Here is a 24,890-nt window from a genome sequence, read left to right as displayed (position 1 = left end):
CGGGATGAGCTTCGAGCTGACAGAGGATCAACAGCTGATCCGCAAGTCCGTCGCCGAGCTGTCGTCGAAGTTCGACGACGACTACTGGATGGACAAGGACCAGGGCCACGAATTCCCCAGGGAGTTCTACGACGCCATCGCCACCGGTGGCTGGCTCGGCATGACGATCCCCGAGGAGTACGGCGGTCATGGGCTCGGCATCACCGAGGCGACGATCCTCGCCGAGGAGGTGGCCCGCTCCGGTGGTGGCATGAACGCGGCCAGCGCCATCCACCTGTCGATCTTCGGCATGCAGCCCGTCGTCGTCTTCGGCTCCGAGGAGATGAAGGCGGCGACGCTGCCCAGAATCGTCGACGGCAGCCTGCACGTCTGCTTCGGCGTCACCGAACCCGGTGCGGGACTGGACACGTCGCGCATCACCACCTTCGCCAAGCGCGACGGCGACAGCTACGTGGTCAACGGCCGCAAGGTGTGGATCTCCAAGGCGCTCGAATCCGAGAAGATCCTGCTGCTGACGCGCACCACGCCCTACGACCAGGTCACCAAGAAGACCGACGGCCTGTCGCTGTTCCTCACCGACCTCGACCGCGACCACGTCGACATCCGTCCGATCAAGAAGATGGGTCGCAACGCGGTCAGCTCCAACGAGCTGTTCATCGACGACCTGCGCATCCCCGTCGAGGATCGGATCGGCGAGGAGGGCAAGGGTTTCAGCTACATCCTGCACGGCCTCAACCCGGAGCGGATGCTGATCGCGGCGGAGGCGCTCGGCATCGGCCGGGTCGCACTGGACCGTGCAGTCAAGTACGCCAACGAGCGCGTGGTGTTCGACCGGCCGATCGGCATGAACCAGGGCATCCAGTTCCCGCTGGCCGACTCGCTGGCCCGCCTCGACGCCGCGGAGCTGATCCTGCGCAAGGCCACCTGGCTCTACGACAACGGCCAGCCCTGCGGGCGCGAGGCCAACATGGCCAAATACCTCTGTGCCGATGCGGGTTTCGCCGCGGCGGACCGGGCCCTGCAGACCCACGGCGGCATGGGGTACTCGGAGGAGTACCACATCTCGCGCTTCTTCCGCGAGTCCCGGCTGATGAAGATCGCCCCGGTGAGTCAGGAGATGATCCTCAACTTCCTGGGCTCGCACGTCCTCGGCCTGCCCAGGAGTTACTGATGAATCCGCTGTTCGACCTCACCGGTCGCTCAGCCCTGGTGACGGGAGCGGCCGGCGGCATCGGCTCCGCGGTCGCGCGAGCGTTCGCCGTCGCCGGTGCCGACGTGTTGGTCACCGATCTCGACAAGGACGCGGCAGCCGCTGTGGCGCAGGGCATTACGGCCAATGGCGGCCGGGCGCAGAGCGCGGCGCTCGACGTCGCCGATCGCGGCTCGGCCGATGCCGCGGCGGCCCAGGCGGCGGCGATGACCGGCGGCACGCTCCACATCGTGGTGAACAACGCCGGTGTGACCGCGCCCGCGATGTTCGCCGACATCACCGAGGACAACGTCGAGCGCCTCATCGACATCCACGTGATGGGCGCCTTCCGCGTGACGCAGGCGGCGCTGCCGTTCCTGGCGACCGACGGCACCGGGCGCGTCATCAACGTCACGTCGGCGGCGGGCATCACCGGGACCCTCGGACAGGTGAACTACTCGATGGCCAAGGCGGGCATCATCGGATTCACCAAGTCGCTCGCCCGCGAATTGGCGCGCACGAACATCCTCGTCAACGCGCTGGCCCCGCTCGCAGCCACGCCGATGACCGAGACGATCCGCACCAACGAGAAGTTCTCGGCGAACATGATGCGGCGAATCCCCTTGCAGCGCTGGGCCGATCCCGACGAGATCGCGGGCGCGTTCGTCTTCCTGGCCTCCAACGCCGCGTCCTACGTCACCGGCCAGGTGCTGCCGGTCGACGGCGGTATGGTCATGTGATGCATGGACCCCTCGCCGGTGTCACGATCGTCGCGATGGAGCAGGCGGTCGCCGCGCCGATGTGCACCAGGGTCCTGGCCGACTTCGGCGCCCGTGTCATCAAGGTGGAGAACCCCACCGGGGGTGACTTCGCCCGCGACTACGACGACGTCGTCAACGGGCCGGGCGGGCTGGCCGCTCACTTCGTCTGGTGCAACCGGGGCAAGGAATCGGTCACCCTCAACCTGAAGTCCCCGGCCGGTCTCGACGTCCTGCACCGGTTGCTCGACGGTGCGGACGCGTTCGTGTCCAATCTCGCGCCGGGTGCCACGGCGCGCCTCGGGCTCGGCCGGGCCGACCTCGCCGAGCGGCATCCGAACGTCATCCCCGTCGAGATCGACGGCTACGGGCCCGGCGGGCCCATCTCCCACAAGCGCGCGTACGACCTTCTGGTGCAAGCGGAATCGGGTTCGTGCGCGGTGACCGGCCACCCGGGGATGCCCGCCAAGCCGGGTCCCGCGATGGCCGACTTCACGACCGGTCTCTATGCCGCGCTGTCCATCCTGGCGCTGCTGCACGGCCGCGCCGAACGGCCGGGCCCGGCGCCCGGCGTCGAACTGAGCCTGTTCGACGTGATGACCGACATCATGGGCTACCAGCTGACCTACACCCAGCACACCGGGGTCGACCAGCAACCGCTCGGCGTCAGCGCGCCCGCCGTGGCGCCCTACGGAGCCTTCCCCACCGGGGACGGTCAGACCGTGGTGCTGGGCACCACGAACGACCGCGAGTGGCAGCGGCTGGCCCGGGAGATCATCCGCAGGCCCGACCTCGCCGACGACGCGCGATTGCGCACCAACGCCGACCGCTGCGCCCACCGCGACGAGATCAATGCCGCCATCGAATCCTGGTGTGCCGAGCGCGATCTCGACGAGATCCAGAAGACCGCCGACGCCGCGGGCATCGGCAACTCCCGCTACAACCTGCCGAGCGAGGTCGTCGAACACCCGCAGCTGACGGCCCGCGACCGATGGCGCACGGTGGGCTCGCCGAAGGGCGACATCCCCACCCTGTTGCCGCCGCCGGTCATCAGTGGCTTCGAGGCGCCGATGGGTGCGGTCCCCGGCCTCGGCGAGCACACCGACGCGGTGCTCGCCGAACTCGGTCTGACCGCGCACGACATCGCCCGGCTGCGCGACGAGGGCGCGATCGGACCGGCGTATCCATGACGTCCCTGCTGACCGATGACCGCGACGGCGTGCGCACCCTGACGCTGAACCGGCCGCATCGCCGGAACGCGATCGACGGCCCGCTCTGGGAGGCCCTGGCCGCCGCCCTACGCGCGATCCAGCGCGACGAGGGCGTGCGCGCGGTGGTGCTCACCGGCGCGGGCGGCGCCTTCTGCTCCGGCGCCGACATCGGCACGGGCGAGGACGTCCACCCGCGCTACAAGTTGCAGCGACTGACCGACGTCGCCATGGCCCTGCACGAGCTGGCGGTGCCGACCGTGGCGAAGGTGACCGGCGTCGCCGTCGGCGCCGGGTGGAACCTCGCCCTCGGCTGCGATCTGGTGGTCGCCACGCCCGAGTCGACGTTCTGCCAGATCTTCGCCAAGCGCGGGCTGTCGGTCGACCTCGGCGGCTCCTGGCTGTTGCCGCGACTCGTCGGGTTGCAGCAGGCCAAGCGGCTGGTGCTGCTCGCCGACACGATCGACGCCGCCGAGGCGCACGCGCTCGGGCTGGTCACCTGGGTGCGCGCCGCCGACGAGATCGACGCCTTCGTCGAGGACCTGACCGGGCGGCTGGCCGCCGGTCCGCCGTTCGCGCTGGCGCAGAGCAAGGCGTTGCTCCACGACGGCGCGACGACCACCCTGGCGCAGGCGTTGGCGAACGAGGCGCGCGCCCAACCGGGCAACTTCGCCACGCGGGACGCGGGGGAGGCCTACGCTGCGTTCGCCGCCAAGCGGCAGACCGAGTTCACGGGGCGATGGGCGGTGCCCGCCGCCGGATCGGAGCGAAGCTGATGCGCGAGACCGTCATCGTCGGGGCCGTGCGGACGCCCGTCGGCAAGCGCAACGGCGGGCTGTCCGCGCAGCACGCGGCCGATCTGTCGGCGGTCGTGCTGACCGAGCTGAGCGAGCGCACCGGCGTCGACCCGGCCGTGATCGACGACGTCGTGTGGGGCTGCGTCTCGCAGATCGGGGATCAGTCGAGCAACATCGGGCGGTGGGCCGTGCTCGCCGCGGGCTGGCCCGAACACATCCCCGGCACCACGGTGAACCGCGCCTGCGGGTCCAGTCAGCAGGCCCTCGACTTCGCCGTGCACGCGGTGATGTCGGGCCAGCAGGACGTCGTCGTCGCCGGAGGCGTCGAGGTGATGAGCCGCGTGCCGCTGGGGTCCGCGCGTGCCACCGGTATGCCGTACGGGCCGAAAGTGCTTGCGCGCTATGACGACTTCGCGTTCAACCAGGGCATCTCGGCCGAGCTGATCGCGGCCAAGTGGAACCTGTCGCGCACCCGGCTCGACGAGTACTCCGCGCGGTCGCACGAGCGGGCCGCAGCGGCCCGCGACGCCGGCGCGTTCACCGATCAGATCGTCCCGGTGTTCACCGGCGACGGGGTCGTGACGGCCGACGAGGGAATCCGCCCCGGCACCACCGCTGAACGGCTCGCCGGCCTCAAGCCCGCGTTCAGAGACGACGGCGTCATCCACGCGGGCAACTCGTCACAGATCTCCGACGGCGCGGCGGCCCTGCTGGTGACCACGGCCGAGAACGCCGTCGCCATGGGGCTGACGCCGCTGGTGCGCTACCGCGCCGGGGCCGTCACCGGCGCCGACCCGGTGCTGATGCTGACGGGTCCGATCCCCGCCACCGACAAGGTGCTGCGCAAGGCCGGCGTCGGTCTCGACGAGGTCGGCGTCTTCGAGGTCAACGAGGCGTTCGCACCCGTTCCGCTGGCGTGGCTGGCCGAGACCGGGGCCGACGAGGAGCGGCTCAACCCCCTCGGCGGCGCGATCGCGCTCGGGCATCCGCTCGGCGCGTCGGGGGCGGTGCTGATGACCCGGATGATTCACCACATGCGCGACAACGGGCTGCGCTACGGGCTGCAGACCATGTGCGAGGGCGGCGGCACCGCCAACGCGACGCTCGTCGAGCTCATCGCCTAGCTCGCTCCAAAAGAGACCCTTGTCACAGCGCGCAAACCTACCTACTGTGTGTTCACTAGGTTGGTTCGAACATAGGGGTTCGGTGTCTGCAGTCGGAGCATCTTCGCGACCGTATGCGTCGTTGCTCGCCAAGGGCGACGACCGCAAGCTCCGCATCTTGGAGGTCGCCGAGCGCCTGCTGGCGCGCAACGGGTGGCGCAATACGTCGCTGGCCCAGATCGCCAAGGCGGCGGGGGTCAGCCCCGCCGGGCTGCTGCACCACTACGAATCCAAGGAACAGCTGCTCAACGCCGTACTCGACGCCCGAGACGACGACGACGACGAACACGCCGACCGCACCGGTGACCTCGTCACCGAGATCTGCAAGGTAGCCGAACGGTTCGACCGCGCCCCGGAACTGGTGGGCACGTTCACCGTGCTGCTGGTGGAGAACATCGCCCCCGACGCCCCGCTGCACGACCGGCTGCTCAAGCGCCAGCGCGCCGCCGTCGACATCGTCGCCGACCTGATTGGGCGAGCGCAGCGCGCGGGGCGGTACCGCAACGACTTCGACCCGGCCATCAAGGCCGTGGAGATTCTCGCCTTCACGAATGGAATGGAGACCGCATGGCTGCTCGATCCTTCGATACCCCTGGTCGACGTCTTCAAGGGGTACGCCGAAATGCTGGCCCGAGACTTCGAACCGGTGGACAGGAGCACGACATGAGGTACCGGCTCGACGTGGTGTCACCCGGCGTCGCGGACGCCGTGACGTTCGCCGGCGGCTGGCTCGTCGACCGGGTGATGGCCGGCTGGGACGTCACCGTGCTCATCGACGGCGCCCAGGACGTGCGGCCGTTGGAGATCCTTGGCGTGCAGACCGCGGACCTGCAGGATGCACTCGAGATGTGGGCCGATCGGCCCCACCCGCAGACCGTCGCCGTCGCCTCGGAGCTGTTCGCCACCAACGCCCGGATCCGCGAGGGGGTGCTGAACGCCCTCGACCACGGGCTCACCGAGGTGACGCTGTGGGGTGAGCACTGTCCCGCCGAACTCGACTCCACCGTCGGTTGGGTGCGCCACCACCTCAGCGCCGCGGCCCGCGCGTTCAAGGCCCAGGCGCTCGCCGCGATCGAACCGGTGGTTGCCAACGGCACGATCGGCGACGCGGAGATCTTCCGCTGCGGAATGATGATCCGGCCGTCGGTGGCGGCGGACCTCATCCCCGCGAGCTAGGGCTCGATCAGCACCTTTCCGATCGCCTGACCGTCGGCGACCAACCGCAGCGCCGCCGCGGTGTCGGCCAGGGCGAAGGTCGCACCGACGTGCGGCGTCACCCGGCCCGACGTCAGCAGCGCCGCGAGTTCGTCCTCGTTGCGGTCGAACTCGTCGGCGGGCACGTCCTGGAACTGGAAGCCGACGATCTCGATTCCCTTGACCAGCACCAGGTTCAGCGGTATCCGCGGGATGTCTCCCGACGCGTAGCCCACGGTGACGAAGCGGCCACCGCGTCGCAGCGACCGCAGCGCGGGCTCGGACAGCGCGCCGCCGACCGGGTCGACGACGGCCTGCGCGCCGTCCGGCACGGCGTCGCGGAGCGCGGCGCGCAGGTCGGCCTCGCGGTGGTTCACCAGATGGGCGGCACCGTAATGGGCTGCCGCCGAGAGCTTTTCGCGCGTCGAGGCGACCGCGGTGATCGTCGCGCCCAGCGCGGCGCCCAGTTGGACGGCGGCCAGGCCGACGCCGCCGCCCGCCCCCAGCACGACCACGTCGTCACCGGATCGGATCCGGGCCACCGACCGCAGGGTGTGGTACGCCGTCCGGTATGCCACGCCGAACGCCGCCGCGGTGGTGGCGTCGACACCGGCCGGGATGCGCCGCAATGCCGCCGTGGGGACGGAGACGCAGTCGGCGAACGCACCGTGCAGCAGGGTGCCCGTGACGCGGTCACCGACGGTGAATCCCGCTGTCGCCGAGCCACATTCGACCACGACTCCGGCGAACTCGCTGCCGGGGACGAAGGGCGTCGCCACGCTGAGCTGGTACCGGTCGGCCACCAGGAGCACGTCGGGGAAGTTGACCGCCGCGGCGCGCACCCGCACGACCACCTCGCCGGGCTCCGGCGTCGGCTCCGCCCGCTCGTCGATCACGACCACCTCGGGCGGCCCGTAGGCGGGGCAGACGGCGGCGCGCATCAGCCGCGGTAGTCGGTGGACTCGGCGAGCTCGGCCGCCGAGGTCATCAGATCGACGACCACCGGCCCGAACGCCAGGAGCTTCTCGTCGTCGCCGGCGCGCTGGAAGCCCTGCTCCAGCACGATGGCCAGCTTCCACTTGGCCAGCACCAGGTAGTAGTCGAGGTCGTCGACCTGGCGGCCCGACACCTCGGCGTAGTGCTGGACCACCTGGTCGCGCGACGGCATGCCCCGCATGTCGACGTAGCTCATCGCCGCGGTGTCGTCGGGTCCCGACGGCCAGGACTGCACCATCCAGCCCAGGTCGAGTTTCGGGTCACCGACGGTGCCCATCTCCCAGTCGACCAGCGCGGCGAGTCGTGCCGGGGCGCCGTGGGAGTACATGACGTTCGCGAATTGGTAGTCACCGTGCATGATGCCGGGGACGAAGTCGAGTGGCTGGTGGGAGCGCAGCCACGCGGTGGCGGTGTCGAGGCCCGCGACGTCACGTGTCCTGATGCGTTCGAAGAAGCCGATCCACCGGTCGACCTGCCGCTCGTGGAAGCCGTCGGGACGGCCCAGATCGGCCAGCCCCCTGGCCCTCCAGTCCACCTTCGACAGCAGCGCAATGCCTTCGGCCAGTTGATAACTCAGCCCCGGGCGCAGGTCGAGGTCGCTCTGGAACGGCTCGGCCCACTCGCCGTACCGATCCATCGGGGACCAGCCGTCGACGAAGCCCATGAGGTAGAACGGACGGCCCAGCACGTCTGCGTCGTAGCACAGGGCGACGGCCGTCGTGTGCGGCACGTCGGTGCCGTCGAGGGCTTCGATGATGCGCCACTCGCGCACGATGCCCCCGTTCCGATCCGGGGGTGCCCCTGGCGGGGGCATCCGCAGCACGCAGCGCTCGTCGCCGCGGGTGAGTTCGTAGATGACGTTCTGGGTGCCGCCGGACAGGAAGCGCACCTGCAGCGGCGCCCCCGCTCCCGGCAGGCCGGCGTCGTCCATCCAGTCGGCGAGCCGGGCCAGGTCGAGCGGCTCGCTCACAGGTTCCCGCCGTCGAGTTCGAGGTACTCGGCGAAGCGGGCGCGCGCGGCATCCCGCTTGCGCGGCAACCACTCCGAGGGCCAGACGTCCGTACTGGCCGTGTGATCGCGCAGCACCTGCTTGGCCACCGTCGTCTTGTGCACCTCGGTCGGTCCGTCGGCGAGCCCCATCACCGCGGCGCCGGTGACCATGCCGAGGAACGGCATCTCGTTGGACACCCCGAGTGCGCCGTGCACCTGCATGGCCCGCCAGGCGATGTCGTGCAGCACCGTCGGCATGGCGACCTTGACCGCGGCGATGTCCTTGCGGACCCGCTTGTAGTCGTTGAATTCGTCGATCTCCCAGGCGGTGTGGAGCACCATCAGCCGGAACTGCAGGAGCTGGGCGTAGGAGTCGGCGATGTATCCCTGGACGGCCTGCTTGTCGGCGAGCGGACTACCCGCGGTCTGGCGGCTCAGCGCCCGTTCGCACATCATGTCGATTGCCTTCTGCGCCAATCCGATCGTGCGCATGGCGTGGTGGATGCGCCCGCCGCCGAGCCGGGTCTGCGCGATGACGAAGGCCTGGCCCTCCCCGCCCAGGAGTGCGGAGTCCGGCACCCGGACGTCCTCGTAGTGGATCAGCGCATGCGAGCCCTGGCCCTCGGCCTCGCCGTAGAGGCCGACGTTGCGCACGATGTTCACCCCGGGGGTGTCGGTGGGCAGCAGGAACATCGACATCCCCTGATAGGGGCTGACGTCGGGGTTGGTGACCACCATGACGATGAGGAACGAGGCCGTATTGGCGTTGGAGGAGAAGTACTTCCAGCCGTTGATGACCCAGTGGTCACCGTCGCGGACGGCACGCGTGGTGAACTGGGTCGGGTCAGCGCCGCCCTGCGGCTCTGTCATCGAGTAGCTGGAGAACAGTTCGCCGTCCAGCAGCGGCCGGAGGTACCGTTCCTTCTGCTCGGGCGTGCCGTAGTGCGCGATGATCTCGGCGTTGCCGGTGTCGGGGGCCTGGCAACCGAACACGACCGGCGCCCACTGCGACCGCCCCAGGATCTCGTTGAGCAGTGCGAGCTTGAGCTGGCCGTACCCCTGCCCGCCGAGTTCGGGCCCGAGATGAGTTGCCCACAAACCTCTTTCGCGAACCTGCTGCTTCAGCGGGTCGACGACCTTGCGCCGGGCGTCGGTCAGCGGCGTGAACTGCAGATGCGGCCAGATGAGATCCAGCGGCTCGACCTCGTCGCGCACGAACGCATCGGCCCAGTCCAGGAGTTCCTGATACTGCGGATCGGTCGCGAAGTCCCATGCCATTACGGCCTCCTCGTGCTCGTGGCCCGCGCGTTCGCACCGGCGATGAGGGTCATGACGTCCTCGGTGACGACGTCGGAGAACGCACGGTCGCCGAAACTGCCCGCCGCCCAATGCCTGGCGCCCTCACTGACCATCGTCGAGGCGAGATGGGCGAGGTGTGCGGTGTCGACCCCGGCGTCGAGGACGCCGTCGGATCGCGCCCGGGAGAACAGCTCGGTGAACATGTCGGCGTCCACGTCGCCCGCCCCCGTGGCGAGGATCCGATGTTCGTGCCGGTACCCCTCGAGGATCGTCTCGATGACGAGCTCACGGGGGTTGCGCCGCATCGACTTCTCCAGCGTCCGAAGCGCTGTGGAGATGACCTCGCCGATCTCGTAGGGCCCGGCGAGTTGGGCGCGGATGTCGCGCTGAGCCGCCTGCGTCGACATGACGCCGACCTCGAACAGCACGTCCTCCTTGCGGGGGAAGTAGAAGTAGAACAGCGCCTTGGACACCCCGGCCGCCGCGCAGATCTCGGCGACGGTGGTGGTCGCGTACCCCTTGGTGCGCCACAGCGCCATGGCGCCCTGCACCAGCGTCCGCTTGGTCTCGTGCGACTTCGCCCGCTGGAACGTGGCGCGGCGCTGACCCTGGTCGACGGGGGTGTCGCGCTCAATCATGGGCATCGGCCGACCATAGCGCGATCCGGCGAAGCTGACCAGAGTCAAATTAGACGCTCGCCGTACGGGTCGACGGCAGACTGGGGTGATGACGACGAGGCTGCGGGTGTGCGCGGTGGCCTTCGGTCTGCTGGCCGCCGTAGCGGGTGGATTGCAGCTGTGGGCGTATGCGGTCGCCGGCGGTCCCCGCCACGTGGTGCTCGGAATCTTCGCGATCGCGGTGGGCGCGAGCGTGCTGGTGGCGGTCGCCTCCGAGTTTCGTGCCCGCCCGCGGCGGTGACTACGCGAGATGCGCTGTGGCGTCGAGCGCCCCGGCCCGGCGCGTCAGGTAGTCCACCTGACGATGAATGCCCCACAGCACGAAGAACGGGAGCACGGCGAACGGGACGTTCTCCGCGATGAACTTGAACCACAGTCCGAACGCGCCCTGCCCGACGTCGGAGAAGCCGGCCCGCACCTCCGACAGGAAGTAGACGCCGGTGGTGCCGATCAGGATCGAGCACCCGGCGAACGCGAGCCAGAGGCAGCGAATCCGTGACTCGATCGCCAGGGTGGGGCGCAGCAACCGGGTCCACAGCACGAACAGCGTGATGCCCGTGGCGACCCCCACGAATTCGAGGCCGAAGATCCAATCGTTGCCGCTGGTGTACCGGGTGTCGGTCAGCCCCCACTGCCACCACAGCCACTTCCACCCGGGATCGCTCGTCGGGGTCCACAGGTCGAACGGGTGCCCGATCAGGAAGATGAGCTCGTAGCCGAGCTGGCTGCCCGCGGTGTAGGGCAGGTAGATCATCGTCAGCTCGGCGGCGCGCTCCAGCGGCGGCCGGTGCTCACCGCGTCCGGTCCAGAAGTACACCAGCGGAAGCAGGATGACCGGCACGCCGAAGAGCAGGTTGGCGACCACGTCGACGGTGAATGTGGGTGGTAGCCAATGCAATCCGACACCCAGCACGACGCCGGTGAAGGCGACGCCGGTGAGGGCGGTCAGGGCGAGGTACGTCCGCCTGCGGTGCGGTGCCCACGGCCTCGCCAGGTTCGGCATGGGATCCGATGGGGTGGGCGTCTCGACGTCCGACGTCATGGGGGTGCCTCGGTTTCGTCGTGGTGGTGTCGCAGCCGACGATAGGGGGTCGGCGCCCAGCTTGTTGGGCGAATGCTCAGCATTGGCCCGGTCGCCCGTCGGCGTCGTCGTTGACGGCGGTAGCCTGGTGTGGAAACCTGCTAGTCGTATCTGAGAATCGCATTCTCATCAGCTGACGCGTCACACAGGAGTGGGTATGACGATCGACCCCGCCGGCATCGACTGGTTCAGGGATCCGCGGCTCGTCGCCGACCCGTATCCGTACTTCAACGCGCTGCGCGACAAGTGCCCCGTCGAGCCGGAGGACCACTACGGCGTCACCATGGTGACCGGGTGGGAAGAGGCCGTCGCCGTCTACAACGACGAGAAGACCTTTTCGTCGTGCCTGTCGGTGACCGGTCCGTTCCCCGGCTTCCCGGTCCCGCTGGAGGGTGACGACGTCACCGAACTGATCGAGGAACACCGCGACGAACTGCCGTTCAGCGACCAGTTGCCGACCCTCGACCCGCCGGTGCACACGAACCACCGCTCGCTGATGATGCGGCTCATCACCCCCAAGCGCCTCAAGGAGAACGAGGACGCGATGTGGCAGCTCGCCGACGAAGTGCTCGACGAATACCTCGCGCCGGGCAAGGGGGAGTTCATCAAGGGCTTCGCCAGTCCGTTCACGCTGCTCGTCATCGCCGACCTGCTCGGCATCCCGGCCGAGGACCGCAACGCCTTCGTCGACGGCATCTCGCAGCACTCCGGCGGCGGGGTCGGCAGCACCAGCAAGGAGTCGTTGTCGCACTCGCCGCTGGAGTTCCTCTACGGCCAGTTCGAGGAGTACGTCGTCGATCGTCGCAGCCACCCGCGCGACGACATCCTGACCGGGTTGGCCACGGCGAACTTCCCCGACGGCACGACGCCGACGCCCGGCGACGTCGCCCGGGTCGCCACGAACGTCTTCTCGGCTGGCCAGGAGACGACGGTCCGCCTGCTCGGCACCGCACTGAAGGTGCTGGGCGACCGCCCGGACATTCAGGCGCAGGTGCGCGCCGACCGCAGCCTGCTGCCCAACTTCATCGAGGAGGCGCTGCGCTACGAGAGCCCGGTGAAGGGCGACTTCCGGCTCTCGCGCACGCCCGTCACCGTCGGCGACCACGAATTGCGCGCCGGCACGACGGTCATGGTGCTCAACGGCGCGGCCAACCGCGACCCGCGGCGCTTCGAGGACCCCGACGAGTTCGACACCACGCGCAAGAACGCCCGGCAGCATCTCGCGTTCGGTCGCGGCATCCACAGCTGCCCGGGCGCGCCGCTGGCGAGGGCCGAGACGCGGGTCGGGCTGGAACGACTCCTCGACCGCACCACCGACATTCGGATCTCCGAGGAGCACCACGGCCCCGCCGGACGGCGCGACTACCGCTACATTCCGACGTTCATCCTGCGCGGGATCATCGACCTGCACCTGGAATTCGACGTCAAGTGAGGGTCAGCGTCGACGAAGACCGCTGCGCGGGTCACGGGATGTGCCTGACGCTGTGCCCGGAGGTCTTCGACCTGTCCGACGACGGCTGGGCCGTCGCCCGTCCCGACGAGGTGCCCGCCGGGCTGGAGGACGCCGCCCGCGCGGCGATCGAGAACTGCCCGGAACGGGCCATCAGCGAAATCGATTGACGACGAAGGAGATTCAGTGGCCAAGGGTTACGTCATCATCACCGAGGACATCAAGGATCCCGAGGGGATGGCCGAGTACGGCAAGCTGGCGATGAAGGCCATGGGCGGCGCGACCATACTGGCCGTCGACACCGCGCCGACCGTCATCGAGGGCGAGTGGCCCGCCACCCAGACCGTCGTGCTGGAGTTCGAATCCGTCGCCGCGGCCAGCGAGTGGTACTACTCCGAGGCCTACCAGCAGGCCGCGACGATCAGGAACCGCGCCGCCGTGTGCAACGGCGTCATCGTGTCCGGCTTCTGACCCACCCGCGAGCAGCCGCAAACATGCCGCAATCCCCGGCGTGTCGCGCACATTTGCGGCTGTTCGCTTTCTGTCATCCCCGGCGAGCAGCCGCAAACATGCTGCAATCTTCGGCGTGTCGCGCATGTTTGCGGCTGTTCGCGGGAGGTCATTCCTCGCTGATCGAGATCGCCTGACGCGGGCACTGGCGGACCGCCTCCCGCACGGCCGCTTCGTTCTGCGGCGTCAGCTCCTCCTGGAGCACGTGCAGATAGTCCTGATCGTCGAGGTCGAACACCTCCGGGATGATGCCCATGCACACCCCATTGCTCTCACACAGGCCGAAGTCGACCTCGATCTTCTGGCTCACGAAAGCACCTTCACCGGAACATGACTGAAGCCCGCGACGTTCTGCATGTTGACCCGTCGCAGCCCGCTGAAGTCGACCTCGTAGCGCGGCATGAAGTCCAGCAGATGCTCCAGCGCGACGGCGCTCTCCATGCGCGCCAGCGCGGCGCCGAGGCAGCTGTGAATGCCGTAGCCCAGGCCGAGGTTCTGCGCCTGCAGCCGGTCGCGGTCGATGTCGAACGTCTCACCGTCGGTGAAGGCCTCGGGGTCGCGGTTGGCCGAGGCGCCCATCAGGAACACCGGCTTGCCCGCGGGGATCGTGCCGCTGGGCACCGTCACCTCGCGCAGCGTGTAGCGGACGTTGTACTGCACGGGTCCGACGTAGCGCAGCAGTTCCTCCACCGCGGCGGGGATCTTGCTGCGATCGTCGAGCAGCTTTTGCCACTGCTCGGGATGCTTGGCGAAGACCACCACGGCGCTGCCGACCAACTTCGTCACCGTCTCGGCGCCGGCGCCACCCAAAAGCGTGGTGAAACCGGTGATCTCGATGTCGTCGAGCCGTCGCATGGTGCCGTCGGGCCCCGGGATCTCGGCCGCGATGAGGCGGCTGATCATGTCATCCTGCGGGTCCTGCCGACGCTGCTGCACCAGGCCGTAGTAGTAGATGCCGGAGTCGATGTTGGCCTGCATGTTGTCGTCGTCGAGATCGATCTGACCCGGCTTGCGATGCAGGCTCTTGTCGATCCAGTGCCGTACCTGCTGACGGAACTCCTCGGGCACGCCCGCCATGCGGGTGATCACCTCGACGGGGAAGGGGCCCGAGAAGTCTTGCACCACATCGAAGTTCTCGGGGTCGGCCTGTGCGAGATAGTGCTCGACGAGCTCGACGACGGTGTCCTTCTGCGCCTGGATCGCCCGCGGAGTGAACGCCTTGTTGAGCAGGCTGCGCATGTGCCGGTGGTCGGGCGGGTCCATGAAGATGATGGACTTCGGGGGATCCTCGGGGCTGCGCACCATGCCGAGGTCGCAGCCGCGGGCCGAGGAGAAAGACTCGTGATCCTTGAACGCCGCCGCGACGTCCTCGTGCCGGGTCAGGGCGTAGAAGTCCTCGGCCTCGTCGTAGTAGAGCGGCGCTTCCTCGCGCATCCGCGCGTAGACGTCGTAGGGATTGTCGAAGTAATCCTGAGAGCACGGGTGGAACACCAGGTTGGGCTTGGTCAATTGATCCTCCTCGCCGCCTGAGCGCGCGGCCGGAAACGTTACGGAAGGCTGTGGGACTGTAACGCCATCAGTATGCGCCACAGGTGCCCGCGACGTCAGCGAAAACGCGGGTTCCGCCGCGATGGATCGCTACCTCGCGCCCGGTCGGCCCGCGTCGATCAACGCGTCGAGAAGGCCCAGGTCACCGGCCAGTTCGCCGATCGTTCGCCGCACGACGGCGACGTCCTTGCCGACGAATTCCGCGACGGCCCGGGCGAACCCCTCCGTGGAGCCGGCCGATGCCACCATGTCGAGCACGCGACTGCGCGCGCTGCCGTGCGTCAGGGCCGCCAGCAACACGCTCTCCTCGAGGCCGAACCGGACCCCCAGCCGGACACCCTCGCCCACGAGTCCGATCTGGGCCGCGAACATCGCGTTGTTGACGAGCTTCACCAGCTGACCCGCGCCGGTGGCGCCGACGTGCAGGACCGGGTCGCCGTAGGCGCTCAGCACCGGCCGGACCCGCTCGACCGCCGCCTCGTCACCGCCGACGAACAGCGTCACCCGTCCCGCCGCGACGTCGTGCGGACCGCCGCTGACCGGTGCGTCCACGACGGCGACGTCGGCGGCCGCGTCGGCCAACCGCCGTGCGGTGTCGGCACTGCCCGTGGTGTGCAGGACGAGTACCGCGCCGGCGGGCATCGCGGCCAACAGGCCGTCGTCGAGGCAGACCCGCGACACCTGGTCGTCGGTGAAGACGCACACGGCGACGACGTCGGCCCGGTCGGTGACGTCCGCGGGATCCGCACCGGGACGGGCACCCAAATCCTCCAGGGCCGAACGTTTCTCGTCGGTCCTGGCGAGCACGGTGACGTCGTGGCCCGCCTCGACGAGGCGACGCACCATCGGCGCACCCATCCGTCCGGCGCCGACGAACCCGACCCTCACGACCGGGGGTGGTCCATGCGCTGCAGGGCGGTGTCGGCGACGGTGAACACCGCACCCTCGGGCGCGTGCGCGTCGTCGGCCAGACTCGCGGCGTGCCGAACGTCCTTCTGCAGCAGGGCGCCCGCAATGGGCGCCAACCCGTCGAGCGTGCCGCCGAACATCGTGATGCTGTTGACGGCCTTGCTGGTGGCCGACCCGCGGGCGAGCACCTCGCAGAGCTCCTTGCGGGGAACGCCGAGCGACTCGCCGAGTTCCAGCGTGCTGATCGCCGCACCGAGATTGGCGCTGAACAACAGGTTGTTGAGGATCTTGGTGACCTGACCGCTGCCCACCGGGCCGAGGTGCACGATGGGGTCGGCGTAGGTGGCGAAGACGGGTCGCACACGGGCGACGACCTCCTCGTCACCGCCCACCATGACCAGCAGCGTGCCCTCCGACGCGGCCGGGGACCCACCGCTGACCGGCGCGTCGATCACCGAAATGCCCTGTCGGGCAGCCTGTTCAGCGATCTGACGACAGGTGTCGGGGTGCACGGTGCTGTGGATGGCGATGATGCCGCCGGGCGCGAGGCCGGCCAGCACGCCGTCGTCTCCCTCCAGCACCTGACGCACGTCGTCGTCGCCGACGACGCACAGGCAGACCAGATCACTGGCGGCAGCGAGTTCGCGTGGCGTGGCTGCCGTTTTCGCCGCGGTGTCGGCATACGGTTCGGTCGACGCCGGCCGGCGCGCCCAGAGCGTCAGCTCGTACCCGCCGTCGACGATGCGCCGCGCCATCGGCGCGCCCTGACTGCCCAATCCAATGAAACCGACCCGCATCACAGTGCTCTTCTCTGGAGTTCGTGGCTCTCGACGCAGGCGCCGGCGAACGACAGCACCCGCTGGTGGTATTCCTGCGCGGTCAGCCCGACGCTGAGATTGTGGCCGCTGTCGGGCATCTCGTCGACAACCACCCGCGGCGCCGCGGTGAACAGCGCGGCGACCCCGGCGCTGGACTCGGGCCCCGTCTCCCACACGGCCTCGTGGTCGGCCACGGTGAAGTGAACGGGCACCCGCACGCGGGCGGCGACCTCGGCGAAGTCGCGTCGCGGCCAGTTCGCCGTCACCTCGCCCTCGTAGGCCGCGCCCCCCGCGGCCAGCGCGCCCGTCAGCACCTCGGGTGGATACAACGCAACGGGTTCCCACAGCAGCGCGCGCAGTCCGGCCGGGCGCGTGGTCATGGTGGCCTGGTCGATGATGGCCAGCGCGTCGGCGCGGTAGCGCAGGCCGGTGCCGGCCAGGGCGACGCCGATGGCGCCGGCACCGTCGTCGGCCGCCATTCGGAGGCCGAGCTCGCAGCCCGCCGAGTGGGCCATGACGAATGTCCCTGCGCCGCAGTCGTTCTCACCAAGGATGGCGGCCACGGCGCGCAACGCGAGCTCGACGCGTCGGTCGGCCGACCCCATCTCGTCCTGATACAGCGCCGAGGCCCCGTACCCCGGCCGGTCGAGGGCGATCGCGGTGAACCCGTGTGCGGCGGCCGCCCTCAGCAGCGAGAGCCGCGGATGCCCGGGACAGTCGAAGTACGCCGACGACGTCGCCCCGCCGTGGAGCGCGATGAGCACCGCGCGCGGCTCGTCGACCGCCGCGACGAGCGACGACATCGGCACCGCGTCGACCATCACGACGCGCGGTCGGGGAGCGGTGCTCACGACTCGGCCCGCAGTAGCATCACACCGCTGGGCGTCAGCCCGCCGCTGCTGGTGACGGCGACGCGCGCACCCGCGACCTGGCGGTCACCCGCCTCACCCCGCAATTGCGCGACCGCCTCGTGGATCAGGCCCATGCCGTGCGTGCGACCGTGCGAGAGCTGCCCGCCGTGCGTGTTGAGCGGGATGACGCCGTCACGCGCGATGGTGTGTCCGCCGTCGAGGAAGTCCTTGGCCTCACCGATGCCGCAGAATCCGAGCCCCTCCAGCCAGGACAGGCAGTTGAACGTGAAGCCGTCGTAGAGCTCGGCGACGTCGACGTCGTTGGGCCGCAACGACGTTCGCGACCACATGTGCGCGCTCTGGCCGAGCACCTGCGGTTCGTGGGTGAGGGTCGTCTGGTCCCAGTCCAGGCGCTCGATGATCTGCGTGCCGACGGCCTCGAACAGGACGGGCGGCTTGGCGAGATCGCGCGCCGCGTCGACCGACGACACGATCACCGCGACGGCGCCGTCACACGGCACGTCGCAGTCGTAGAGGCCGAACGGCGTGGTGATCATGCGGGCCGACAGATAGTCGTCCATCGTCATCGGATCGCGGTAGATGGCGGTCGGATTCAGCGCGGCGTTCGCCCGCTGGTTCAGCGCGATCCACCCCAGGGTCTCGCGCGTGGTGCCGTACCGGTGGAAGTGCCGACTCGCGTTCTGCGCCAACACGTGTGCCGCCGACACCGCCCCGAACGGATGCTGGAAGCTGGTCGAGCGCCCGCCCATCGGCGGAGCCGCCTTCCCCTCCTTCATCAACTGTTGGAACGTCGCCTCCCACAGCGTCCGGAAGCACAGCACGTGCCGCGCCATCCCGGTCGCGATCGCCATCATCGCCGCGATCACCGAACCGCCGGGACCGAAGGTGTCCATGCCGCCGTTGATCCACGTCGGACGCAGGCCGAGCGCGCCCTCCAGCGCGCTGACACCGCCCTCGCCCATGCCCGCCACGTCGAGGCCGGGATAGGTGGACAGACCGTCGACGTCGTCGAACGTCAAACCCGCATCGGCGACGGCCCTTTCGCATGCGTCGATCGTCAGCGACAGCGGGGGCACCATCTGTCGGCGCCCGATCGTGGACATGCCGATGCCGGTGATGGCCGAACGATCCTCGAACTTCTGCGTCGTCAGCATGGGCCGGACGTAGCGGCCGAACTGCTCGGGCGGGATCAGATCGGTCGGCATCTCGGTGCGCGCCGACGGGTCGGCGGTCGGGGTGAACAGCGGCAGCCAGACGTCCTGCACCTGCTGGAACGTCACCTCGACGGGCTGACCGATCTCCAGGTCGTCGGGATCGGCGCCGATGATGTTGGTGGTCAACCGAACTCGCGGGTCTTCTGCGATCGCGACCTCGGCGACGACGTACGGAGGAGGCAGGTCGGGGAAGCCGAAGCGGTGGTTGACCGAGAGCCCGGCGAGTGTGGCCCGCCCGGAGACCTCGCGGACGCCCATCTTGGTCTGGCGGCAGTACCGGCAGATCGGTGCGGGCGGGTGAATCAGCGACTGGCAGTTCAGACATTCCTGGATGCGCAGCCGGCCGTCGGCGCCGGAGGTCCAGAAGAACTCGTTCTGCGCGGTCAGCTGCGGCAGCGGCCGGCGCGGCACGTCGGCCACCTCAGCCGCCTGCCGCGGTCACGTCGGAGGCCGGCACGCACATCTCGATGATCGCGTGCACCGGACAGTCCAGCAGCGCGCGCGTGACGGCGGCGCGATCCTCTTGTGGCACATCACCATTGCCGACGAGCGTGGCGTAACCCCAGTCGTCCAGGGAGAAGTACCCGGGGGCGTGCCTGGCGCAGATGCCGAAGCCGTCGCAGAGCGTTCGGTCGAGCCGGATCTTCACAGCAGGGCCTCCACCTCGTAGGGTCGCGTCGCCGTGAAGGCGCCCGACCGGCAGGGGTCGCAGCCGCCCTCCAGATGGCGCGCGACGACCTGGGGAAACTGTCGAATGAGCGTGGCCGCCACGTTCGTCGCGGCATCTAGCGTCGCGCACGCCCCCCGGCCGCGCAGGACCACCGACCACCGCTCCAGTCGGGTCAGGTCCTCGGCGGTGGCGACGCCGTCACGCAGCGCACCCGTCACGGCCGACATCGCCGCGGTGCCGTTGAAGCAGGAGCCGCACTGGCCGGCGTTCTCGCGGTCGAAGTACGCCATCACCGCCGCGGCGACGGCCACCGGGCAGTCGTCGGTCAGGATGGCCACCGCGCCGCAGCCCAGGTTGCTACCCAGCCGTCGCAACGACTCGTGGTCCAGCGTCGCGTCGAGCACGTCACTGTTGAGCAGCCCGGTGAAGTAGCCGCCCATCAGCACCCCGGCGACCCGGTCGGACGGCACGCCGTGTCGGGTCAACAGGTCGGTGACGGGCAGGCCGTGCGGGAGCTCGTAGAGCGCCGGGGGCAGGCCCGCACCGGTGATCGTGGCCAGGAACGTGCCCGGTGACGCCGACGTGCCCACCGAGCGGTAGGCCTGCGCGCCGTGGCGCAGGACGAACGGGAGGTTGGCAAGCGTCTCGACGTTGCTCACCATCGTCGGATGGCCGTCGACGCCCTGCTCGAACGGGCGCGGCGGCTTGTCCGTCGGCTTGGCCGGGCCGCCGTTCACCGCCCGGACGGCGGCGGTCTCCTCACCGGCCACGTAACCCGGGGCCACCGTGACGACGCAAAGGTCGAGGCCGAAGTCGACTGCGGCGATGGCTGATTCGACGGCCGCGGCCGAGCGCGCATCGGAGACGTAGACGTAGGCCTGGTCGGCGCCGACCATGCGGGCCGCCAGCCGGACGCCGTCGAGCACGAGGTGCGGCCGGTGCCGCAGCAGCCACCGGTCCTTCACCGACGCGGGTTCACCCTCCTCGCCGTTGGCGAGGACCACGGTCGACCGTCCGCGGCGACCGGCGTCGCGCACCGTGCGCAACTTCACGGCGAGGGGGAACGCTGCGCCGCCGCGCCCGAGCAACCCGCTGCGGTCGACCTCCTCGAGCAGGGCGTCGGGATCGTCGAGGTCGCCGTACCCACCCGCGTCGACGTAGTCGGCGTGCTCCTCGACGCCGGGGGCGGAGCGCAGCAGCCGCGGCTCGGTGCCGGGCCAGGCCGCGACGGCGAGTTCGGCGGCGTCGGGGGAGAGGCCCGCGGTCACCGGTCGGCCCGCCCGTCGTCGGTGGATAGTCTGGGACGCATGAGAACTGCGGTGGTCCGGGTCGACGTCGACCCGGCGGGTGCGCTCGCCGCCCACCAGCTGACCGAGGGCATGCGGACGCTGACCGAGCTGGCCGCCGGGCACGGGGCCCAGGTGGTCGACACGGATCTGGCCGCGCTGCCGCCGAGCCGGCGCCAGGTCGAGATCCTCGTCGCCGGCGACGATGCCGACGCGCAGCGGTCGTGGGCAATGAGCCTGTGCGACAGAGCGTTTGGCGTTCTCGGCGCACACCCCACCATGGGTGTGCTCACGTACGTCAGCCGCGGCACCGACGACGACGCGCACGGCGTGCTCGCGGGCCTCGGGCTGCGGGGCGAGGTCGCGCGCAGACCGACCGACGCGGGTTGGGACGTCGTGACCGTCACGCTGCGCAGGGCCGACCTGACGCGGGTGCCGGAGAGCCGGGTGCACACCGCGCTGGAGGCCTCACTGAACTGCGAGGTCGTCATCGTCGTCGTCTGAGGCGCGGCCACTAGCGGTCCAGGAAGTCGAGGATGGGCGGTGCGGCCTGCACCCAGGTGTCGAACATGTTGAAGCGCTTCACCTTTCCCGTCGCCCGCTTTTCGGCGGCCCGCTCCCAGGCGTCCTCGGGCCAGGGCGGGTCGATGATCTCGCTGCCCTTGATCAGGCAGCTCACCTCCAGGGACGTGCGCTTGGGATGGTCGAGGTCGTTCTCGCCGCCACGAATGATGAGCGTGGGCACGGTGATGCGATCGAACATCTCGTCCTCGACGCCGGGGATGGTCTGGCCGGGCTTGGAGACGAAGGCGTTGAGCCAGCGCAACATCAGCGTGAGGAACTCGTCGGGGTCCTGGCCCAGGATGCGTGCCTCGTTGTCCGGGTTCTCGGCGATGCGCTCCTGCCATTCGCCGATGCGCGCCACGGCCTTCATCCCCGCGCCGCGGACGGCGAGGATGCTCGGCACGACGTAGTAGGACCCGAGGACGAACGAACCGTAGATGCCGCCGACGATGTTCCACACGACGAGCTTGGTGACCAGTTCTGGGTAGAGCATCGTGGTCAGCATCGAATCGCGGGCCCCCCCGGAGCCGCCGGCCAGGATGCACGGCCCCACGTCGAGCTTGGTGATGAGCTGCTGCAGCGTCTCCGCGCGCATGTGCGACTCGCTATACCCGTAGAACTGCACGTCGGACTTGCCGCAGTTGGGCCGGTCCCACAGCAGGACCCGGTAGCCGCCGTCGACCAGTGCGCGGGCGAGTGGTTTGAGGCCCGGAATGTCCTTGCTGAACCGGCCGCCCGGGGTCAGCGCGATGAAATCCCCGGTCTTGCCCAGGATTTCGTAGACGACGTTGCCGCCGTTGATCTCGATCGACTTGTTGGGCAACGCTGCTCCACTTTCGCTGTCAGGCTTGGACGACGACGTCGTCACCGACGACCCGCACGGGATAGGTCCGGATGCTCCACTCCGGCTTGACGGCGGTGGTGCCGGTCGCGAGCTCGAAACCCCATTGATGCCAGGGGCAGAAGATGAACTCCATGTCGCGGACCATGACGGCGTCACCGGGCACGTCGGCATCGACGACGTTGCGGCCGCGGGCACGTCCCGAGCACAGCGGACCGCCCTCGTGCGGGCAGTAGTTGGCGATCGCGTAGTACGTGCCGTTGACGTTGTAGACGCCCACCCCGTGACGACCGATCGGGACGAGTTTGTGTGTCCCCGGCGGGATCTCGTCGACGGTGGCGACGACGTGCTCACGCCCCTGCGCGAGCCGGGGCGGCTGCTGGTCGGTCACTGGCTAGAAGACCCTGACCTGACCTTCGAGCACCGGAACGGTGTCCGGCAGCTTGTAGGTCTCGATCCCGTTGCGGAACATGATGGCCTCGCGGGCGTGCTCGGGCAGGTGCTTGACCAGCCAACGCGGGTCGTCGAACGTCCAGTGCGGGTAATCGCTGCTGTAGAGCAGGATCTTCTCGCACTCCATCCACTCCAGCGCCCGCGACAACTCCGTCTTGTCCTCGGGGTAGTCCAGCGGTTGAGTGCTGAACTTGATGTGGTCCTTGACGTACTCACTGGGCTTGCGCTTGATGTCGAGCCACGACTTGCGCTGCGCGTAGATGGCGTCCATCCGCCACATCAGCGGCAGGATCCAGGTGAACGCGTGCTCGATGAACACGACCCGCATCGTCGGGAAGCGGTCGAAGACGCCGTCGAAGATCAGGCTCATCACCTGGTTGGCGGCCAGCAGCGAGTACGTGACCATGAAGTCGTGGTTGTAGCTGGGCAATCCCACCGGAGGGATCGGCAGCGTCTCGTACACGCCGCGGGACAGGTGGCAGCTCACCGGCATGTCGTACTTGGTGGCGGCCTGCCAGATGGGGTCATAGCTCGGGTCGCCCCACGACGGGCGCGGTTCGGCCTTGATCAAGAGCTGTGACATGTAGGGGTGTTCGGCCCACTTCTCGATCTCGACGACCGACGCCGCCGGATCCTCGATGGCCAGGCAAATCGACCCGCGCCAGCGCTCGTGCCAGTTGTTGTGGCCGTCGAGCCAGTTGTCGGCGAGCCAGGCGTTGGTGGCCGTGCAGTAGGCCGCGGTGGCGCCGGGGAGACGGGACTCGCCGTGGGTCGGCTCGAGGATGGCGATGTCGGAACCGGCCTCCATGATCAGTTGCCGCAGCGCCATGTCGGGGTCGCTGCAGGCGAATTCACCGTCGGGGGGAAAGCTGTCCACCCGCATGGCGTAGGAGTGCGCATAGTCGGGGGCGTCGTAGTAGATCTGGTCGCCCACTGCATGATTGGTGAAGTACTGGCTACGCCACGGTTCGGGGATGTACTCCAGCAGCGCGCCGCGCTTGGGCATGGGGTGGACGTCGGAGTCGACGCAGCGGACGGCGATGCGTTCGGCGGCCGGTACCCGTGGGTTGGCGGTGACGGTCATGGTGGCCTCCCTCTAGCGTGCGGCCGCGACGGCCGGAACGTCGATGCCGTATAGCTCTGCGGCAGTGCGCCAGCAGAGTCCGTCGCGCTGCTCGGCGGTGTAGCTGCCGGGCACCTTCAGGTCGTGACAATTCCAGTGCGGGTAGCTCGACCCGAACATCGTCATGTGGTCCTTGCCGGTGAAACCTGCCCACTCGCCGGCGAATTCGGTGTCACCCGGGCCGTCCAGGCTGCCCTGGACGAAGTAGACGTGGCCGGGCAGGTAGTCGCTGGGCATCTTCGGCGCCCACGGGGTCTGCTCCAGGTGCGGTCTGCCGAAGCAGTCCATCCGCCACATGAACGGCGTCAGCAGGTCGGCGGCGCCGTCGGCCCAGACGAACTTGAGCTCGGGGGTGCGCTCGAAGACGCCCTCGGCGATCATGTTCATCAGGTGATACAGGTAGTTCAGCGACATGAACGACAGGTACTGCTCGTAGGTCCGCGTCTTGCCCGAAGGCGTTGGCGGAAAGGCGATTCCGGCCCCGACCTCGATGTGCACGGCGACGGGCAGCCCGGCCGCGGCCGCAGCGTCCCACAGCGGCCAGAACTGCGGCTTGCCGTACAGCTCGCGCGATTGCAGGGGGATCCCGATCTGAACGACGCGCGGATGGTCGGCGTACCTGGCGATCTCGCGCAGCGCGCCCGCGACGTCGTCGGGGTTGACGCGAATGGTGCCGCGGAAGCGATCGCCGAATTCACCGTCGAGCCAACGGCTCACCATCATGTCGTTGTGGGCCGAGGCGATCGCCGTGCCGAGATGGCGGTCGGGCATGATCCCACGCGTCATCGGGTGCAGGATCGCGACGTCGACCCCGCGGCGGTCGAACAGCTCCTGCGCCACCAGCTCAGGTGCCGACCCCGGGTACTGCCGGTCCGGTCCGCGGCTGCCCGAGACGTATTCGCCGCCCGGTGCGCCGTACCAGTCCATCTCGTAGTCGGGAAAGCCGCGGCTGCGGAACGGTTCCCGCATGAAGTTCTGGCGAAGATCCGCGTTGGACTGGCAGAAGACGTGCACGCTGGCGTCGATGACGGGCGTGCGCACGGTGCCGCCGGCCCCGTCGGGCAGTTCCTTCACGCGATCCGTCCTTTCGTCCAGCCACCATCGCCGCCGGACCTCGAACCCCAGTGTAGATCCTTGTTCTTCGAAGGCAAGAACAATGTTCTCCAGCCGTTCGCGCCGATCTGCGCTGGTCGGAGTGTGTGCAGGTCAGTAAGTCGACGCCGACCCAGTGGAACGCGATGACTTCTGCAGGAGAACGTATAGTCCGTTAGTGAGAATGA

The 24,890-nt window shown here is 69.1% G+C and carries 29 protein-coding genes; 12 read left to right on the top strand and 17 right to left on the bottom strand.

What is annotated here, in order from left to right; translation table 11 throughout:
- The first annotated feature begins 4 nt into the window (after positions 1 to 4).
- The 7 genes from G6N60_RS19540 (at position 5) to G6N60_RS19510 (ending at position 6,291) form a co-directional block, all read left to right on the top strand.
- On the top strand, positions 5 to 1,171 hold the full coding sequence (locus tag G6N60_RS19540) for an acyl-CoA dehydrogenase family protein (RefSeq protein WP_163744226.1): 1,167 nt from the start codon (positions 5 to 7) through the stop codon (positions 1,169 to 1,171).
- The gene (locus G6N60_RS19535) at positions 1,171 to 1,929 is read left to right on the top strand and encodes an SDR family NAD(P)-dependent oxidoreductase (RefSeq protein WP_163740368.1); all 759 of its coding nucleotides are present in this window, start codon (positions 1,171 to 1,173) and stop codon (positions 1,927 to 1,929) included. The genes G6N60_RS19540 and G6N60_RS19535 overlap by 1 nt, the downstream gene beginning before the upstream one ends.
- The gene (locus tag G6N60_RS19530; RefSeq protein WP_163740367.1) at positions 1,929 to 3,137 is read left to right on the top strand and encodes a CaiB/BaiF CoA transferase family protein; all 1,209 of its coding nucleotides are present in this window, start codon (positions 1,929 to 1,931) and stop codon (positions 3,135 to 3,137) included. Before G6N60_RS19535 ends, G6N60_RS19530 begins: the two co-directional genes overlap by 1 nt.
- Positions 3,134 to 3,931, top strand: a complete 798-nt coding sequence (locus G6N60_RS19525) for an enoyl-CoA hydratase/isomerase family protein (RefSeq protein ID WP_163740364.1) — start codon at positions 3,134 to 3,136, stop codon at positions 3,929 to 3,931. Before G6N60_RS19530 ends, G6N60_RS19525 begins: the two co-directional genes overlap by 4 nt.
- Entirely contained in the window at positions 3,931 to 5,076 is a 1,146-nt protein-coding gene (locus G6N60_RS19520; protein ID WP_163740362.1) for a thiolase family protein, read from the top strand. The genes G6N60_RS19525 and G6N60_RS19520 overlap by 1 nt, the downstream gene beginning before the upstream one ends.
- Before the next feature lie 82 nt (positions 5,077 to 5,158).
- On the top strand, positions 5,159 to 5,782 hold the full coding sequence (locus G6N60_RS19515; RefSeq protein ID WP_163740360.1) for a TetR/AcrR family transcriptional regulator: 624 nt from the start codon (positions 5,159 to 5,161) through the stop codon (positions 5,780 to 5,782).
- Positions 5,779 to 6,291 (top strand): hypothetical protein, encoded by a 513-nt coding sequence (locus G6N60_RS19510; RefSeq protein ID WP_163740358.1) that lies wholly within the window; start codon positions 5,779 to 5,781, stop codon positions 6,289 to 6,291. The genes G6N60_RS19515 and G6N60_RS19510 overlap by 4 nt, the downstream gene beginning before the upstream one ends.
- Here the strand turns inward: G6N60_RS19510 and G6N60_RS19505 are convergent.
- Genes G6N60_RS19505 through G6N60_RS19490 form a run of 4 tightly spaced genes read right to left on the bottom strand, consistent with a single transcriptional unit; the run spans position 6,288 to position 10,238 of the window.
- Positions 6,288 to 7,250, bottom strand: a complete 963-nt coding sequence (locus G6N60_RS19505; protein WP_163740356.1) for an NADPH:quinone oxidoreductase family protein — start codon at positions 7,248 to 7,250, stop codon at positions 6,288 to 6,290. The genes G6N60_RS19510 and G6N60_RS19505 overlap by 4 nt on opposite strands.
- Positions 7,250 to 8,236 (bottom strand): phosphotransferase family protein, encoded by a 987-nt coding sequence (locus G6N60_RS19500; protein WP_163744224.1) that lies wholly within the window; start codon positions 8,234 to 8,236, stop codon positions 7,250 to 7,252. Before G6N60_RS19500 ends, G6N60_RS19505 begins: the two co-directional genes overlap by 1 nt.
- Positions 8,237 to 8,271: 35 nt before the next feature.
- Positions 8,272 to 9,573 carry an acyl-CoA dehydrogenase family protein gene (locus tag G6N60_RS19495; protein ID WP_163740354.1) on the bottom strand — a complete coding sequence of 434 codons (1,302 nt, stop codon included), beginning with the start codon at positions 9,571 to 9,573 and terminating at the stop codon, positions 8,272 to 8,274.
- A complete protein-coding gene (locus G6N60_RS19490) occupies positions 9,573 to 10,238 on the bottom strand; it encodes a TetR/AcrR family transcriptional regulator (protein ID WP_163740351.1) in 666 nt (221 codons plus the stop codon). The genes G6N60_RS19495 and G6N60_RS19490 overlap by 1 nt, the downstream gene beginning before the upstream one ends.
- Before the next feature lie 82 nt (positions 10,239 to 10,320).
- Between G6N60_RS19490 and G6N60_RS19485 the strand changes: the two genes are divergently transcribed.
- The gene (locus G6N60_RS19485) at positions 10,321 to 10,512 is read left to right on the top strand and encodes a hypothetical protein (RefSeq protein WP_246240859.1); all 192 of its coding nucleotides are present in this window, start codon (positions 10,321 to 10,323) and stop codon (positions 10,510 to 10,512) included.
- On the opposite strand, the gene G6N60_RS19480 is transcribed toward G6N60_RS19485, so the two are convergent.
- The gene (locus G6N60_RS19480; RefSeq protein WP_163740347.1) at positions 10,513 to 11,313 is read right to left on the bottom strand and encodes an emopamil-binding protein; all 801 of its coding nucleotides are present in this window, start codon (positions 11,311 to 11,313) and stop codon (positions 10,513 to 10,515) included.
- A gap of 196 nt (positions 11,314 to 11,509) precedes the next feature.
- Between G6N60_RS19480 and G6N60_RS19475 the strand changes: the two genes are divergently transcribed.
- The 3 genes from G6N60_RS19475 to G6N60_RS19465 are packed head-to-tail and all read left to right on the top strand — an operon-like array spanning position 11,510 to position 13,273.
- On the top strand, positions 11,510 to 12,784 hold the full coding sequence (locus G6N60_RS19475) for a cytochrome P450 (protein ID WP_163740345.1): 1,275 nt from the start codon (positions 11,510 to 11,512) through the stop codon (positions 12,782 to 12,784).
- Positions 12,781 to 12,972 carry a ferredoxin gene (locus G6N60_RS19470; protein WP_163740343.1) on the top strand — a complete coding sequence of 64 codons (192 nt, stop codon included), beginning with the start codon at positions 12,781 to 12,783 and terminating at the stop codon, positions 12,970 to 12,972. Before G6N60_RS19475 ends, G6N60_RS19470 begins: the two co-directional genes overlap by 4 nt.
- A 16-nt stretch (positions 12,973 to 12,988) precedes the next feature.
- Positions 12,989 to 13,273: a DUF1330 domain-containing protein gene (locus G6N60_RS19465; protein WP_163740340.1), complete on the top strand. Its 285-nt coding sequence runs from the start codon at positions 12,989 to 12,991 to the stop codon at positions 13,271 to 13,273.
- 148 nt (positions 13,274 to 13,421) lie between these two features.
- Here G6N60_RS19465 and G6N60_RS19460 read toward each other — a convergent pair whose 3' ends face one another.
- The 8 genes from G6N60_RS19460 to G6N60_RS19425 form a co-directional block, all read right to left on the bottom strand.
- Positions 13,422 to 13,622 (bottom strand): ferredoxin, encoded by a 201-nt coding sequence (locus tag G6N60_RS19460; RefSeq protein WP_163740338.1) that lies wholly within the window; start codon positions 13,620 to 13,622, stop codon positions 13,422 to 13,424.
- The gene (locus G6N60_RS19455; RefSeq protein ID WP_163740336.1) at positions 13,619 to 14,821 is read right to left on the bottom strand and encodes a cytochrome P450; all 1,203 of its coding nucleotides are present in this window, start codon (positions 14,819 to 14,821) and stop codon (positions 13,619 to 13,621) included. Before G6N60_RS19455 ends, G6N60_RS19460 begins: the two co-directional genes overlap by 4 nt.
- A 129-nt stretch (positions 14,822 to 14,950) precedes the next feature.
- On the bottom strand, positions 14,951 to 15,748 hold the full coding sequence (locus G6N60_RS19450) for an NAD(P)-dependent oxidoreductase (protein WP_163740335.1): 798 nt from the start codon (positions 15,746 to 15,748) through the stop codon (positions 14,951 to 14,953).
- A complete protein-coding gene (locus tag G6N60_RS19445; protein ID WP_163740333.1) occupies positions 15,745 to 16,566 on the bottom strand; it encodes an NAD(P)-dependent oxidoreductase in 822 nt (273 codons plus the stop codon). Before G6N60_RS19445 ends, G6N60_RS19450 begins: the two co-directional genes overlap by 4 nt.
- Positions 16,566 to 17,408 (bottom strand): alpha/beta hydrolase, encoded by an 843-nt coding sequence (locus G6N60_RS19440; RefSeq protein WP_163744221.1) that lies wholly within the window; start codon positions 17,406 to 17,408, stop codon positions 16,566 to 16,568. Before G6N60_RS19440 ends, G6N60_RS19445 begins: the two co-directional genes overlap by 1 nt.
- Positions 17,409 to 17,434: 26 nt before the next feature.
- Positions 17,435 to 19,093, bottom strand: coding sequence for a thiolase C-terminal domain-containing protein (locus G6N60_RS19435; protein ID WP_163740331.1), 1,659 nt, complete (start codon positions 19,091 to 19,093; stop codon positions 17,435 to 17,437).
- Between the two features lies 1 nt (position 19,094).
- The gene (locus G6N60_RS19430; RefSeq protein WP_163740329.1) at positions 19,095 to 19,322 is read right to left on the bottom strand and encodes a ferredoxin; all 228 of its coding nucleotides are present in this window, start codon (positions 19,320 to 19,322) and stop codon (positions 19,095 to 19,097) included.
- Entirely contained in the window at positions 19,319 to 20,611 is a 1,293-nt protein-coding gene (locus G6N60_RS19425) for an NADH-ubiquinone oxidoreductase-F iron-sulfur binding region domain-containing protein (protein WP_163740327.1), read from the bottom strand. Before G6N60_RS19425 ends, G6N60_RS19430 begins: the two co-directional genes overlap by 4 nt.
- A gap of 39 nt (positions 20,612 to 20,650) precedes the next feature.
- Here G6N60_RS19425 and G6N60_RS19420 point away from each other — a divergent pair, with 39 nt between their 5' ends.
- Positions 20,651 to 21,133: a hypothetical protein gene (locus G6N60_RS19420; RefSeq protein WP_163740326.1), complete on the top strand. Its 483-nt coding sequence runs from the start codon at positions 20,651 to 20,653 to the stop codon at positions 21,131 to 21,133.
- Positions 21,134 to 21,143: 10 nt separating this feature from the next.
- On the opposite strand, the gene G6N60_RS19415 is transcribed toward G6N60_RS19420, so the two are convergent.
- From G6N60_RS19415 to G6N60_RS19400, 4 genes are read right to left on the bottom strand one after another with little or no spacing between them, the layout of a single operon-like run.
- The gene (locus G6N60_RS19415) at positions 21,144 to 22,016 is read right to left on the bottom strand and encodes an alpha/beta fold hydrolase (protein ID WP_163740324.1); all 873 of its coding nucleotides are present in this window, start codon (positions 22,014 to 22,016) and stop codon (positions 21,144 to 21,146) included.
- Between the two features lie 19 nt (positions 22,017 to 22,035).
- A complete protein-coding gene (locus tag G6N60_RS19410; protein ID WP_163740322.1) occupies positions 22,036 to 22,425 on the bottom strand; it encodes a Rieske (2Fe-2S) protein in 390 nt (129 codons plus the stop codon).
- 3 nt (positions 22,426 to 22,428) lie between these two features.
- Complete coding sequence (locus G6N60_RS19405) at positions 22,429 to 23,571, bottom strand: amidohydrolase family protein (RefSeq protein WP_163740320.1); 1,143 nt, start codon at positions 23,569 to 23,571, stop codon at positions 22,429 to 22,431.
- A gap of 12 nt (positions 23,572 to 23,583) precedes the next feature.
- Positions 23,584 to 24,684 (bottom strand): amidohydrolase family protein, encoded by a 1,101-nt coding sequence (locus tag G6N60_RS19400; protein WP_163740317.1) that lies wholly within the window; start codon positions 24,682 to 24,684, stop codon positions 23,584 to 23,586.
- Positions 24,685 to 24,890: the final 206 nt, after the last annotated feature.

It is taken from the genome of Mycolicibacterium madagascariense (genome assembly GCF_010729665.1).
GTDB lineage: Bacteria > Actinomycetota > Actinomycetes > Mycobacteriales > Mycobacteriaceae > Mycobacterium > Mycobacterium madagascariense.
The sequence above is the reverse complement of the archived record's forward strand: the minus strand, read 5'-3'. Positions and strand labels throughout refer to the sequence as shown.

Bases quoted from the DNA above. Each gene is read 5' to 3' on its own strand.
- G6N60_RS19540 (WP_163744226.1), top strand. From the start codon at position 5: ATGAGCTTCGAGCTGACAGAGGATCAACAGCTGATCCGCAAGTCCGTC.
- G6N60_RS19535 (WP_163740368.1), top strand. From the start codon at position 1,171: ATGAATCCGCTGTTCGACCTCACCGGTCGCTCAGCCCTGGTGACGGGA.
- G6N60_RS19530 (WP_163740367.1), top strand. From the start codon at position 1,929: ATGCATGGACCCCTCGCCGGTGTCACGATCGTCGCGATGGAGCAGGCG.
- G6N60_RS19525 (WP_163740364.1), top strand. From the start codon at position 3,134: ATGACGTCCCTGCTGACCGATGACCGCGACGGCGTGCGCACCCTGACG.
- G6N60_RS19520 (WP_163740362.1), top strand. From the start codon at position 3,931: ATGCGCGAGACCGTCATCGTCGGGGCCGTGCGGACGCCCGTCGGCAAG.
- G6N60_RS19510 (WP_163740358.1), top strand. From the start codon at position 5,779: ATGAGGTACCGGCTCGACGTGGTGTCACCCGGCGTCGCGGACGCCGTG.
- G6N60_RS19505 (WP_163740356.1), bottom strand. From the start codon at position 7,250: ATGCGCGCCGCCGTCTGCCCCGCCTACGGGCCGCCCGAGGTGGTCGTG.
- G6N60_RS19500 (WP_163744224.1), bottom strand. From the start codon at position 8,236: ATGGACGACGCCGGCCTGCCGGGAGCGGGGGCGCCGCTGCAGGTGCGC.
- G6N60_RS19495 (WP_163740354.1), bottom strand. From the start codon at position 9,573: ATGGCATGGGACTTCGCGACCGATCCGCAGTATCAGGAACTCCTGGAC.
- G6N60_RS19490 (WP_163740351.1), bottom strand. From the start codon at position 10,238: ATGCCCATGATTGAGCGCGACACCCCCGTCGACCAGGGTCAGCGCCGC.
- G6N60_RS19485 (WP_246240859.1), top strand. From the start codon at position 10,321: ATGACGACGAGGCTGCGGGTGTGCGCGGTGGCCTTCGGTCTGCTGGCC.
- G6N60_RS19480 (WP_163740347.1), bottom strand. From the start codon at position 11,313: ATGACGTCGGACGTCGAGACGCCCACCCCATCGGATCCCATGCCGAAC.
- G6N60_RS19475 (WP_163740345.1), top strand. From the start codon at position 11,510: ATGACGATCGACCCCGCCGGCATCGACTGGTTCAGGGATCCGCGGCTC.
- G6N60_RS19445 (WP_163740333.1), bottom strand. From the start codon at position 16,566: ATGCGGGTCGGTTTCATTGGATTGGGCAGTCAGGGCGCGCCGATGGCG.
- G6N60_RS19440 (WP_163744221.1), bottom strand. From the start codon at position 17,408: ATGGTCGACGCGGTGCCGATGTCGTCGCTCGTCGCGGCGGTCGACGAG.
- G6N60_RS19420 (WP_163740326.1), top strand. From the start codon at position 20,651: ATGAGAACTGCGGTGGTCCGGGTCGACGTCGACCCGGCGGGTGCGCTC.
- G6N60_RS19405 (WP_163740320.1), bottom strand. From the start codon at position 23,571: ATGACCGTCACCGCCAACCCACGGGTACCGGCCGCCGAACGCATCGCC.